The following is an 11,916-nucleotide window of genomic DNA, read 5'->3' as shown; positions in this document are numbered from 1 at the left end:
CATAACACACTCATGTGGACCTTTTTACAGAGCCACATTTTTCTTACTCTGAGGCTCTCTTTAAGCCAACGGGAATCAAGATGAATCAATTCAACCAGTTTGGTCAGCCAGTGGGCGATGAGCTTATCGACTGGCAGCCGCGACCGCATCCAGAGCGCGTAGAGCTGAACGGATGCTATTGCACCTTAACGCCGCTACGCCCGGAACACGCCGCCGCGCTGTTCGCCGCATACCAGCTGGCGGAAGATACCCGCAGCTGGACCTGGCTGTTGCGTGAACCGGATGCAAACGTAGTGGCGTTTACTGCGTGGGTCGAGAGCGTCTGCGCACTGTCCGATCCGATTCACTTCGCGGTCATCGACAACCAGACTCAGGCTCCCGTCGGCACGCTAGCGCTGATGCGCATCGATCCGAAAAACGGCGTGGTAGAAGTGGGTCATGTCCATTTCTCCCCCCTGCTGAGCCGCACGCCGATGTCCACAGAAGCCCAGTATTTACTGATGCGCTACGTGTTTGAGGTGCTGGGCTATCGTCGCGTTGAGTGGAAATGCAACAGCCTCAATGAGCCATCACGGCGCGCGGCGCTGCGCTTAGGATTTCAGTATGAAGGGCGTTTTCGTCAGGCGCTGGTGACCAAGGGCCACAACCGCGATACAGACTGGTTTTCAATCATAGATAAAGAGTGGGAGACGCGGGATCGCGCCTTTCAGAACTGGCTTGCCGCCGACAATTTCAGCGCCGACGGCAAGCAGATAAAGTCCCTGGAAAATTGGCGAATGCTACAGAACTAACGTCTTTTCTTACGTCCCTGCACCGCTTTAAACCGCGGATTCGATTTGCAGATTACGTACAGGCGGCCTTTGCGTTTAACAATCTGACAGTCCGGATGGCGCTGTTTTGCACTGCGCAGCGAGTTAAGTACCTGCATGATTAACCTCGCTTCGCATTAATGAAACCGCCAAAACGCTGACGGAAACGGGCCGCGCTGCCTTCGGTCGAGAAGGTTTTCTGCTTACCGGTGTAATACGGGTGCGATTTCGATGACACCTCGATGGTGATGTACGGAAACGTCTCGCCGTCGAGTTCGATTTCGCGGTCGGTCTTAATGGTCGAGCCTACTTTAAAATATTCGTTCGCACTGGTGTCATGGAAAACGACGGTGCGGTAGTACGGATGGATATCAGCTTTCATGGTCATCTCGTCATGTTTTGTTATAACATAACAAAATGGTATCCGAGTCGCGAACAAAAAACAACCCCCGCCGTCAGGCGAGGGTTTAGCTTACTTTTCTTCCGCCTGTTCTTTCCCCACCAGCATGGTCGTCAGGACAAACGACAGCACCAGCGCTATCACCACGCCCGAGAGCGCAAAGATAAAGTAAGGCCCGATATAGGCCGGCAGGCTGAAAATGCTCGACAGAATGTAGCCGTAGAGACGAACGCCAAAGAACGCGATAAACGCTGAGGCCAGAGAACTGGCGACGGTGGCGGCGATAAACGCTTTTTTGTAGCGCGTCAGTACCCCAAACAGCGCCGGTTCCGTAATCCCGAGTAGAGCGGAAATGGCGGCAGACAAGGTCACGGTGCGCTCCTGCCGATCGCGGCTTATACGCCAGATTGCAAAGGTCGCCCCGGCAATCGCCATGTTAGCCATAAACATCATTGGCATCAGCATGTCGTAGCCACGATCGCTGAAGTTTTGCAGCGCGATTGGCGTCATTGCATGGTGCATGCCGGTGAGGATCGCCACCGGACGAATCGCGCCGACCACCAGGCCGGCAAAACTCGCCGACACGCCAAACAAGCCTTCGATAAACAGCGCCAGTCCTTTACCGAGCCAGATGCCAATCGGCCCGATCACCACCAGCGCGGCCAGTGCGCCGAGGAACAGCGTCAGCGTCGGGGTAAAGACCGTTTTCAGCACGTCGGGCATGATGCTGTCCACCCAGCGGTGGATGTAGCTCAAAGCCAGAATAGAGAAAATCACCGGGATCACGCTGGAGGCATAGTTAAAGACCGACACCGGGATCACATCCAGCAGCCAGATTGCGCTAACCGCCCCCTCCTGATGCGTGGCCAGCGCTTTCGCCGCCTCGATGAGCGACGGATACATCAGACAGGCCGCAACGGCCGCCGCCAGATATTCATTAGTCTTAAAGATTTTCGCCGCCGAAACGGCAAGGAAAAATGGCAGGAAGTAAAAGACGCCGCTGGCGATGAGATCGATCACCATCACCGTGTCGCTTTTCGCCGAAACAACTTTCAGGGCGATAAGCCCGGCCAGCAGACCTTTGATCATCCCTGCCCCAGCAATCGCCGGTACGATCGGGCCAAACACGCCCGACACCGTGTCCATAAACAGCGACACCAGGCTCTTACGCCCTTTTGTCACCGCAGGCGTCGCGGTGTCGTTATTGCCCAGCACGCTGAGCATTTGCTCGTACCAGCTGTTCACCTTCGGTCCGATAATCACCTGGAACTGATCGCTCTGCAGCTGCGCGCCCAGCACGCCAGGCAGTTTTTTAATCTCGTTTTGATCGACTTTATTATCGTCAATCAGATCAAAGCGTAAGCGCGTCATGCAGTGCCAGACTTTATTTATATTCCCCTGGCCGCCGACCAGACGAATAATATTATTGATGGCTTCTTGCGTCCCCATAAAGACTCCTGCCGGATGTTGTTGTCGTTTTAATGTTGCCATGAGGATAATTAAACCGTCACAACAAAACAAACCAATAAAATTTGATTCCGCTCACACTTAGCCATAACAAAAGCCTAAAAACCCTCATCAATCTAAAATTGGTCTGGTTTTTAATTGCTTTACCGTTAAATAACTGACCAAAATAAATAGTCAAAAAAACGGTTTACCCGCCAACATTTTTAGGGTGATGATATTCCCCATAACCTATTCCCACAGAGCCCCCAAGGAGTTATTTCGTGACGCCTGTGATGATTAAAAATATCGAATGTTTTATTACCCGCCCGGACCGACATAATCTGGTGACCGTACGTGTCAGTACCGACCAGGGGATCTCCGGCCACGGTTGTGCCACCTTTCAGCAGCGTCCGCTGGCGGTCAAAACCCTGGTAGATGAGTATCTCAAACCGCTGCTCATTGGTCGCGATGCCAACAATATCGAAGATCTGTGGCAAATGATGAACGTCAACGCCTACTGGCGTAACGGCCCGGTGATGAACAATGCGATATCGGGTGTCGATATGGCGCTGTGGGACATCAAAGGCCAGTTGGCAGGCATGCCGCTCTATCAACTGCTGGGCGGCAAATCCCGCGACGCGATCCCCGCCTACAGCCACGCCAGCGGCGAAACGCTGGAAGAACTGTTCGCCTCCGTGGATTCACTGCTGGCGCAGGGTTACCGGCATATTCGCTGTCAGCTTGGCTTTTACGGCGGCACGCCGTCGGCACTTCACGCCCCGGATAATCCAACGCCTGGCGCCTGGTTCGATCAGCAGGAATACATGGCGAATACCGTTGAGATGTTCCGCGCGCTGCGGGAAAAATATGGCTGGAAGCTGCACATTTTACACGACGTCCACGAGCGACTGTTCCCGCAGCAGGCCGTTCAACTGTCAAAACTGCTCGAACCGTTCCAGCCCTATTTTATTGAAGACATTTTACCGCCGCAGCAGAGCGCCTGGCTTGAACAGGTGCGCCAGCAAAGCTGCGTACCGCTGGCGTTGGGGGAATTATTTAACAATCCGGCAGAATGGCACGACCTGATCGTTAATCGTCGTATCGACTTCATCCGCTGTCACGTATCACAGATCGGCGGGATCACCCCGGCCATCAAACTGGCGCATCTGTGTCAGGCTTTTGGCGTGCGTCTGGCGTGGCACGGGCCGGGCGACATGACGCCTATCGGCGTGGCGGTGAATACCCATCTGAATATTCATCTGCATAATGCGGCGATTCAGGAGTTCATTCCCCGTTCGCAAACCACGGATGCGGTCTTCCCTGGCGCACCGGTGGCAAAAGAGGGATTTGTCTATCCGCCTGTCAACGCCGGAATCGGCGTGGGCTTCAACGAGGAGCAGGCCCTGGCGCATCCGGTTGTCTACCGCCCGCATGAGTGGACGCAGAGCCGCCTGCCCGATGGGGCGATTCATACACCCTGATTTTGCCGCCAGGTTAAGTTGTCGCGGTTGTAGGGGATGACGTAAGTACAGGTGTAGTTGATGTCGATAATATCGCTCACCTCGAACACGCGTCCTCCGTCGAGAATACCGCGATTATTAATATGCATTGCCGGGCTGCCCTTCTTGCAGCCCAGAATCACCGCCTGTTCGCGGCTGACGCTCACCGCGCGATAGGTGGTCAGCATGTGGGAAATGGTGAAACCTTTGCTCAGCACGTACTGCTGAATCGATCGCTCAATCGCCTGCTGGTTAAGATCGGGAAAATCCGCCACCGGCATGCTGGAGATCTCCAGCTGCACCGGCGCATCATCGACGTAGCGCAGGCGGCAGAAGTGCCAGATAAAACTCTCCTCGTCTAGCCCAAAAATCTGCTGCGCGGCGCGGTCCGGGCGCGTTTTATGCAGACTGATCATCCGATAACGGATCTGATCGAAGCGTTTCTCCGTGATCGAGTTATAGACCAGCGGGTTATTGCGCGCCTGCTCGTTGATCCAGATCCCCGAACCCTGCACAATCCGCACCACTCCGATGCTGACCAGCTTTTCCAGCGCCTGGCGAATAGTAAAACGCGACACGCCGTACTCCTCGGCGAGCTGTCTTTCCGGTGACAGCTTACGCGGTCCGGGCGTCGTATCCTGGTAAATTTTGCTCAGCAGATCTTGCGTCACAAACTCTTTTTTTTTCATAAGCCTTACCTGAATGAAATCAAACTCTGCCGCATACTATAAGATTATTATTCAGCGGTAATGTAAATCAGCGGCTCAGAAAGGAAACCCTAGCATGACAACTCGCCAACTGGTCAGCCTTGTGACTGGTGTTCTGATCTTTGCCGTGCTGATCCCCATTTGTCTGAGCGTCTGGATGGCGCACCGCCAGGCGGAAGAGAATTTCGTCGAAGCGCTGGACCGGTACTCCTCACGCGTCTTGCTCCGGGCAGATAAAGTCGTAAGCCAGGGAAAAACCGCCTTAAAACAGCTCCAGCCCCTGCAAAGCACACCCTGTAGCCACGAACATCTCCTCGACATGCGCCGCGTGGCGTTCTCCCTTCGTTACGTCCAGGAAGTGATGTACGTCGTCGACCAAAAGCCGATCTGCTCGTCGCTTGAACAGGTCAGCAACTCCGTACCTTTTCCTGCGCCTGTGCGCACCACCGCCGATGGCTATCGCGCCTGGCTGACGACGCAAAACGATCTGGACGTTAATCGTTTCATGCTGATGCTGGGAAAAGGCCACTACATGGTGGTGATTGACCCGTCATCCCTGATTGACGTTATTCCCTTTGGTTCCTGGCCGATTGATGCCGCGCTGGTCGGCGAGGACAGTAATCGAGTGTTCGCCAGCAGCAACCCGCTGGATCCGCTGATCTGGAAAAAGCTCCATACGCAGAATCTCACGCGCCTGCAGCATGATGGCTTCATGTATGTGGTCAAAGAGGTACCGGAATTGCGCTATGCCGTCGTCGCCTGGGCCTCCCTGAAACCGTTAAAAGCGAGCTGGCATCAGCAGCTGCTTTTCTGGTTCCCGTTTGGTGCGCTCATCAGTTTACTGGCCGCCGCGTTTATCCTGCGCATGTTGCGCCGTTTGCAGTCGCCACGTTATCGCCTGCTGGATGCGATCAACGCCCGCGAACTGGTGGTGCATTATCAGCCCATTGTGGCGCTGGATACGGGTAAGATTACCGGCGCAGAAGCCCTGGTCCGCTGGCCGCAGCCGGACGGCAGTATGTTGTCGCCAAACATCTTTATTCCGCTGGCCGAACAGACCGGATTAACTTCCAGACTTACCCGCCTGGTGTTCGAGAAAGTGTTTGAAGATATGGGCGAATGGCTGCGCCACAATCCGGATCAGCATATTTCGATCAACCTCTCTCCCGCCGATCTGTTTTGCACTGAATTGCCGCCCCTGCTTAGCCGCCTGCTGAACCACTGGCAGATCACACCGCAGCAAATTGCGCTTGAACTGACCGAGCGCGGGTTTGCCGATCCCAAAGTGAGCGCGCCCGCTATTGCCAGCTTCCGACGCTCGGGCCACCCGATTCATATCGACGATTTTGGCACCGGCTACTCCAGCCTCAGCTATCTGCAGGATCTGGACGTGGACATCCTGAAAATTGACAAGTCGTTCGTGGACGCACTGGAGTACAAAAACGTCACGCCACACATTATCGAAATGGCTAAATCGCTGAAGCTGGCGATGGTCGCCGAAGGGATTGAAACAGAAGGACAGCTTGAGTGGCTGCGCCGTCACGGCGTGCAGTACGGACAGGGCTGGTTGTACAGCAAGGCCTTGCCAAAAATTGAGTTCATACTGTGGGCAGAGAATAACCTCGATCCAGAGTAATGCCCGGCGAGCCTCGCCGGGCGCACGGATTACTCATCCAGCAGCGGCGCAAATCCGCCGTAGATCATCCTTTTACCGTCAAAGGGCATCGACTCGCCGAACTCTTTCATGCGCGGGTCGGCCATCATCTGCTGGTTAGCTTTATCGCGAACCTCTTTTGACGGATATTCAATCCAGCTAAAGACGACCTCTTCGCCCTCTTCCGCTTTCACCGCCATGCGAAAATCGGTGAGCTTTCCATCGGGAACATCGTCAGCCCAGCACTCCACGATCCGTGTCGCGCCAAATTCTTTAAACAGCGGGGCCGCTTTTGCTGCCATCTCGCGATAAGCCTCCTTATTTTCCGCGGGAACAGCGACCACAAAACCATCAACATACTTCATGAGTCAAACCTCCGAAGTGATCATGCGGCCACCTGGTGTGGCCGCCTCTGACGGATTTAAGTTTAGTCCTGTCGCCAGCTAAACGCGTAACGCAGTGACCGTTCTGCGAGGATAAACTCCGGCGAAACGCTTGGGCTCCACGAGTCATCCCCGCCCACGCCCATATGGAATGCGTCGAGAGACAGCCAGCAGCCCGGCTCCTCGATCAGCAGATGATGATGCGTGGTGTCGCGCAGCTGCTGCTGACTGTAGCGGCTGAGCGCAAAGTGGAAATGGCCCTGCAACTGGTGCGCGCCAAATGTCAGCTCGCGGGTATCGCAGCGCAGGCCGTTTTCCGTCGGGAAGATATAGGGCGTGTGCAGCGCCTCCAGCGGCAGCGTCCAGCGCCCCTGTCGCGCCGCCAGTTTTCGGTCCGGGTAGTTCTCATCCGGCCCGAGCCCCAGCCAGCTTGCGGACGCCGACGCCTCTGCCAGCTGGCAGCTCAGGCCAATGCGCGCCGGTTGTGGAATATCACTTGCCACCTGAATCTGCACATCACCTTGCAGCACACCGTGGCTGTCAACGGTCCAGACTTTCCGGCTCATGAACAGCGTTTTGCCGTTAAACTCCCAGGCATGAAGCGTGGTAATCGCCACCTCCTGCGCACGCTGCTCGCCTTCGCACTGCAACACGCGCGGCGCGAGGTTATACATTCCCGCCGCTTTCCAGCGTTCCACCCAGGCATTCGGATCGATGCGCGTCGCTTCGCTGACGCCAATATCGTTATCCAGCGGCGCGCGGGTAAAGTTGTCGATGAGCGGCGAGCGCAGTGTTTGCGTACCGCGGTTCCACCACTGGACCAGATTTCCGCTGGCGCGATCGAAATGCCAGCGTTGATCCAGGTGGCTCACTTCCAGCACTTCGTCGTTAACCGCCAGCTTTGGTTTTACCTGTCCAGCAACCGGCACTGACACATGCAACGGCGCAGGCAGCGGGAATTGATCCCAGGCGCAGCGATGATTAGCGGGCGACCAGTGGGTTGCTGCCGTCTGGAAAACGTCGAGATTCAGCCAGACTTCGCCCGGTGCAGCGGCCAGTTCAGGCAAAGCCATTTCAATGCGCTGGGTGCCTTGCGGCGCAACGGACAGCGGCACTTCTCCGCTCGCCACTTCGTCGCCGTCGCGCATGATGCACCAGCGCAGGGATTCGTTATCGCCGTGGCGGAACAGGTAATCGCTGTGCACGTCCACCACCAGCGGCGAAGTGCTCACCAGCGTGAAAGTGAAAAATTGCTGGGCGCGCTGAGCTTCAAACAGCGCCGGGTGCGGCGTGCGATCCGGGAATACCAGCCCGTTCAGGCAAAACTGACGATCATTCGGCGTATCGCCAAAATCCCCGCCGTAGGCCCAGAACGCCTGGCCATTTTCGTCTTTTTTGGTTAGCGCCTGATCCACCCAGTCCCAGACGAACCCGCCCTGCAGGCGCGGGTGGCTGCGGAATGCCTGCCAGTATTTGGCAAACCCCCCAAAGCTGTTGCCCATCGCGTGGGCGTACTCGCAGAGGATCAGCGGGCGCGTTTCATCCGGCATCCCGATCCACTTTTTAATCGACCATTTTGGCACCGCCGGGAACGGCTGATCCTGATCGACGCGGGCGTACATCGGGCAGACGATATCCGTCGCGGCGGTATTTGCCCCGCCGCCCTCATACTGAACCGGACGCGTCGGATCGGTGGTTTTGATCCAGCGATAGAGCGCATCGTGATTGGCGCCGTGGCCGGACTCATTGCCCAGCGACCAGAGGATGATCGACGGATGATTGCGGTCGCGCTGCACCATGCGCGTGACGCGCTCGCTCATGGCAGGCAGCCAGCGCGGATCGTCCGCCAGACGGCTCATCGGCACCATGCCGTGGGTTTCAATGTTCGCTTCGTCCACCACATACAGGCCGTAGCGGTCGCACAGGCGATACCACAGCGGATGGTTAGGGTAGTGCGAGCAGCGTACGGCGTTAAAGTTATGCTGCTTCATCAGCTCGATATCGCGGCGCATGGTCGCTTCGTCCATCACCTGGCCGTTTTCGGGATGGTGCTCGTGGCGGTTCACCCCACGGATCAGCAGCGGCTGACCGTTGACTTTCAGCAGGCCATTGCTGATCTCCACGCGGCGGAAACCGACATCGCAGGCCTCCACTTCCAGCAGATTTCCCTGCCCGTCACGCAGAACGAGCGTCAGACGATAAAGCGCGGGCATTTCGGCACTCCACAGCGCCGGGCGGTCCACCGGCAGAGTGACATGTAAACGCTCGGCCCAGTTACCGCGCTCATCAACAATCGCAGAGCCTGGTCGGGCGGTCGTCGTCGCGACCGGTTCACCATCCTGCCAGAGCGTCAGCACCACTTCGCTGTCGGCCACTGCCTCGCCGCCGAGGGCCACTTCCACCTGCAATTTTGCGCGATCGTAATCCGCATTCAGTTCGGTGACGTAGTGGTAATCGGCAATGTGAGTGGCCGGTTTATGCTGGAGCGACACGTCGCGGAAAATCCCGCTCATCCGCCACATATCCTGGTCTTCCAGATAACTCCCGTCGCACCAGCGCAACACCAGCACCGCCAGGCGATTACTGCCGGGTTTCAGCACAGGCGTAAGATCGAACTCCGCCGGCAGGCGGCTGTCCTGGGAATACCCCACCCACTCGCCGTTGCACCAGAGATAAAACGCCGAGTTCACACCGTCAAAAACGATGCGCGTTTGGCCGCTCTTAAGCCACTCTTCGTCCACCTCAAATGTGAGCGAGTAACAACCTGTCGGGTTCTCGGCGGGCACAAACGGGGGATTGACGATGATCGGGTAGGTAACGTTGGTGTAGATCGGCGTATCAACGCCCTGCATCTGCCAGTTTGACGGCACCGGCGTGGTGATAGCCTCTGCACACTCTTCTGTTATCCAGTGCTCAGGAACCTGCTCTGGCGCCGTGAAAAAGCGGAACTGCCAGTCGCCGTTCAGTAACCGCTTGTGCGAAGGTGGCTGCTCATCGCGAGCCTGCGTTTCATCGCGCCAGCTGTGAAACGGCGCGTGGGCATCCAGCCGATGCCATTGAGTGACGCCGGGGTTTTCCCAGTCGCGACGAGCTAAAACAGAATGAAGAGAGTGCGGGGATGCGACAGACATAATGACCTCTTTTGCGAAGCGCTCACAATTTAAGTCACAATGCCCTGGTGAGAGGAGCCGGTAAAGGATCTGACCACGGCAAAGCGAGCCAGATCACAAAAGGATCAGTGCCGCGCCAGCTGCTCAGCCAATAGCGCCAGGGATTTCAGCTGCTGTGCCAGCGCTTCGCGATCGGCCTGATCGGGCGCGTGACGGGCGCTGGAGTGGCGCTCCACCAGCGTGACAGGAAGCTGCGTTTGCCAGAGTTCATCCGTTGATCCGGAAAGGAGCCACTCGACGCTGCGCTCGCCAGCCACGCGAAACGCCTGGCGAATGGTGGTCAGCGGCGGGGAGAACCAGGCGCTGTCAGCGGTATCATCAAATCCCACCACCGACATCTGCCCCGGTACGGCTATCCCTTTTTCAGCACAGGCGCGCATCACGCCGAGGGCCATCTGATCGTTCGCCACCAGAATCGCATCCGGAAGGGCGCTAGCCGCCAGAAGCTGATGACCTTTTTCATACCCTGACGCCGCGCTCCAGTCGCCATGGGCCATCGCACACGGAACAAGATTGTCCTGGGCCAGCCGCGCCTGCCAGCCCGCGAGACGCGCGCGCGAGGAGACGGAACTCTCTGGCCCGCTGAGCAAGGCAATGCGTCGGTGTCCAAGCGACAGCAGGTGCTCGGCGCCAAGCTTAGCGCCCTGCTCCGCATCAAAGGCCAGGCGATGAACTTTGGCTTCAGGGGAGACGTCGAAGAATAACACTGGCACCGGTGCGGCGAGCTGGCGAATCTGTTCGGCGAGGGGATCGTCGAGGGGAACGTTGACCAGCAAACCTTCCACGCGCTGGGCCAGTAACTCCTGGAGCGCCGCCTGGCACCGCACAGGATGCTCCACCATCGAAATCAGCACGCTTGCGCCGCACTCGCCCGCGCGGGATTTTACCGCAGAGGCGATTTGCGAGGGCGCATGCAGCGCCAGGTCGGTGGTAATCAGCCCCAGCGTGCGGGTGCGTTTTCCGGCCAGTTGCTGCGCACCGCGATTAGGGACGTAGTGCAGTTCAGCCATCGCCTGCTGCACCTTTTCACGGGTCCTTGCGGAGACGTGCTCTGCGTCGTTTATCACGCGGGAGACCGTCTGATAGGAAACGCCCGCCAGGCGGGCAACGTCATAGAGAGTGATGGCTTTCATGCTTTCCGTACCGCAGCGAGAGATGCCGTTATTCTGGCACAGCGCGGCGGGTAAAGCATGTGAGCGCTTCGCAGTTTAAACAATTCGTTCCGGCTCTGGCACCAGCGTCACCTGCGGCTTCTGACGAAACCACGGCAGGCAGATCTGGATCAGCGGGCCGATAGCCAGCGCGTACAGGACCGTGCCCACGCCAAAGGTTCCGCCGAGCACGCAACCAATCAGCAATACCGACACTTCTATCGCCGTACGCACGCTGCGCACCGACCAGCCCGTGCGGGCATTAATACCGGTCATCAGGCCGTCGCGTGGGCCGGAGCCAAAGCCTGCGCCGATGTACATTCCGGTCGCCAGCGCATTGACCACCACGGCGGAGATGAGCAGCGCGCTGCGGGCCACCAGCGAACTCATCTCCGGGAGCAGCGACAGGGACGCATCGGCCGCCAGACCAATCACAATGACGTTACTGATTGTGCCAAGGCCAGGGCGCTGACGCAGTGGGATCCAGAACAGCAGCACCAGCGCACCGGTCAAAATCATCACCGTGCCGATGTCCATCGCCAGCAGACGGGCGACGCCCAGATGGAACACGTTCCACGGATCGGCACCGAGATCGGCGCGGACAAACATCGCCGTAGAAAGCCCGTAAAATCCCAGTCCGACGTAAAGTTGCAGTAAGCGACGCAGCATGATGGTTCTCCAGAAAGTTATGCTTTCA

General features: G+C 57.5%; 11 protein-coding genes. 3 read left to right on the top strand and 8 right to left on the bottom strand.

Translation table 11 applies throughout. The annotated features are described in order from the left end of the window. Positions 1-80: 80 nt before the first annotated feature. Positions 81-791, top strand: coding sequence for a GNAT family N-acetyltransferase (locus ACB496_RS05175; protein ID WP_371974612.1), 711 nt, complete (start codon positions 81-83; stop codon positions 789-791). Here the strand turns inward: ACB496_RS05175 and ykgO are convergent. The 3 genes from ykgO to ACB496_RS05160 all read right to left on the bottom strand — a co-directional run bounded on the left by ykgO (position 788) and on the right by ACB496_RS05160 (position 2,658). Then, on the bottom strand, positions 788-928 hold the full coding sequence (gene ykgO, locus ACB496_RS05170) for a type B 50S ribosomal protein L36 (protein ID WP_003859006.1): 141 nt from the start codon (positions 926-928) through the stop codon (positions 788-790). The genes ACB496_RS05175 and ykgO overlap by 4 nt on opposite strands. 2 nt (positions 929-930) lie before the next feature. Then, complete coding sequence (locus ACB496_RS05165; protein ID WP_095281030.1) at positions 931-1,191, bottom strand: type B 50S ribosomal protein L31; 261 nt, start codon at positions 1,189-1,191, stop codon at positions 931-933. A gap of 90 nt (positions 1,192-1,281) precedes the next feature. Continuing rightward, a complete protein-coding gene (locus ACB496_RS05160; protein ID WP_312069587.1) occupies positions 1,282-2,658 on the bottom strand; it encodes a PTS transporter subunit EIIC in 1,377 nt (458 codons plus the stop codon). 278 nt (positions 2,659-2,936) lie between these two features. Here ACB496_RS05160 and ACB496_RS05155 point away from each other — a divergent pair, with 278 nt between their 5' ends. Then, entirely contained in the window at positions 2,937-4,136 is a 1,200-nt protein-coding gene (locus ACB496_RS05155; RefSeq protein WP_371974611.1) for an enolase C-terminal domain-like protein, read from the top strand. Here the strand turns inward: ACB496_RS05155 and ACB496_RS05150 are convergent. Beyond that, on the bottom strand, positions 4,124-4,843 hold the full coding sequence (locus ACB496_RS05150) for a GntR family transcriptional regulator (RefSeq protein ID WP_100777381.1): 720 nt from the start codon (positions 4,841-4,843) through the stop codon (positions 4,124-4,126). The two genes, ACB496_RS05155 and ACB496_RS05150, sit on opposite strands and share 13 nt — an antisense overlap. 94 nt (positions 4,844-4,937) lie before the next feature. Between ACB496_RS05150 and ACB496_RS05145 the strand changes: the two genes are divergently transcribed. Continuing rightward, positions 4,938-6,497, top strand: coding sequence for an EAL domain-containing protein (locus ACB496_RS05145; protein WP_107704132.1), 1,560 nt, complete (start codon positions 4,938-4,940; stop codon positions 6,495-6,497). A gap of 29 nt (positions 6,498-6,526) precedes the next feature. Here ACB496_RS05145 and ACB496_RS05140 read toward each other — a convergent pair whose 3' ends face one another. The 4 genes from ACB496_RS05140 to ACB496_RS05125 all read right to left on the bottom strand — a co-directional run bounded on the left by ACB496_RS05140 (position 6,527) and on the right by ACB496_RS05125 (position 11,888). Next, on the bottom strand, positions 6,527-6,880 hold the full coding sequence (locus ACB496_RS05140) for a DUF1428 domain-containing protein (protein WP_102104278.1): 354 nt from the start codon (positions 6,878-6,880) through the stop codon (positions 6,527-6,529). Positions 6,881-6,942: 62 nt separating this feature from the next. Next, positions 6,943-10,029 carry a beta-galactosidase gene (locus tag ACB496_RS05135; protein WP_371974610.1) on the bottom strand — a complete coding sequence of 1,029 codons (3,087 nt, stop codon included), beginning with the start codon at positions 10,027-10,029 and terminating at the stop codon, positions 6,943-6,945. A 104-nt stretch (positions 10,030-10,133) separates the two neighbouring features. Continuing rightward, entirely contained in the window at positions 10,134-11,201 is a 1,068-nt protein-coding gene (locus tag ACB496_RS05130; protein ID WP_371974609.1) for a LacI family DNA-binding transcriptional regulator, read from the bottom strand. Between the two features lie 75 nt (positions 11,202-11,276). Further along, entirely contained in the window at positions 11,277-11,888 is a 612-nt protein-coding gene (locus tag ACB496_RS05125; protein WP_100777386.1) for a YczE/YyaS/YitT family protein, read from the bottom strand. Positions 11,889-11,916 lie beyond the last annotated feature (28 nt).

It is taken from the genome of Lelliottia nimipressuralis (genome assembly GCF_041464075.1).
In the GTDB taxonomy this organism is placed as follows: Bacteria; Pseudomonadota; Gammaproteobacteria; order Enterobacterales; family Enterobacteriaceae; genus Enterobacter; species Enterobacter nimipressuralis.
The sequence above is the reverse complement of the archived record's forward strand: the minus strand, read 5'-3'. Positions and strand labels throughout refer to the sequence as shown.

Coding starts and splice junctions, on each gene's coding strand:
- ACB496_RS05125 (WP_100777386.1), bottom strand. CDS start 11,888: ATGCTGCGTCGCTTACTGCAACTTTACGTCGGACTGGGATTTTACGGG.
- ACB496_RS05140 (WP_102104278.1), bottom strand. CDS start 6,880: ATGAAGTATGTTGATGGTTTTGTGGTCGCTGTTCCCGCGGAAAATAAG.
- ACB496_RS05145 (WP_107704132.1), top strand. CDS start 4,938: ATGACAACTCGCCAACTGGTCAGCCTTGTGACTGGTGTTCTGATCTTT.
- ACB496_RS05160 (WP_312069587.1), bottom strand. CDS start 2,658: ATGGGGACGCAAGAAGCCATCAATAATATTATTCGTCTGGTCGGCGGC.
- ykgO (WP_003859006.1), bottom strand. CDS start 928: ATGCAGGTACTTAACTCGCTGCGCAGTGCAAAACAGCGCCATCCGGAC.
- ACB496_RS05165 (WP_095281030.1), bottom strand. CDS start 1,191: ATGAAAGCTGATATCCATCCGTACTACCGCACCGTCGTTTTCCATGAC.
- ACB496_RS05150 (WP_100777381.1), bottom strand. CDS start 4,843: ATGAAAAAAAAAGAGTTTGTGACGCAAGATCTGCTGAGCAAAATTTAC.
- ACB496_RS05135 (WP_371974610.1), bottom strand. CDS start 10,029: ATGTCTGTCGCATCCCCGCACTCTCTTCATTCTGTTTTAGCTCGTCGC.
- ACB496_RS05130 (WP_371974609.1), bottom strand. CDS start 11,201: ATGAAAGCCATCACTCTCTATGACGTTGCCCGCCTGGCGGGCGTTTCC.
- ACB496_RS05175 (WP_371974612.1), top strand. CDS start 81: ATGAATCAATTCAACCAGTTTGGTCAGCCAGTGGGCGATGAGCTTATC.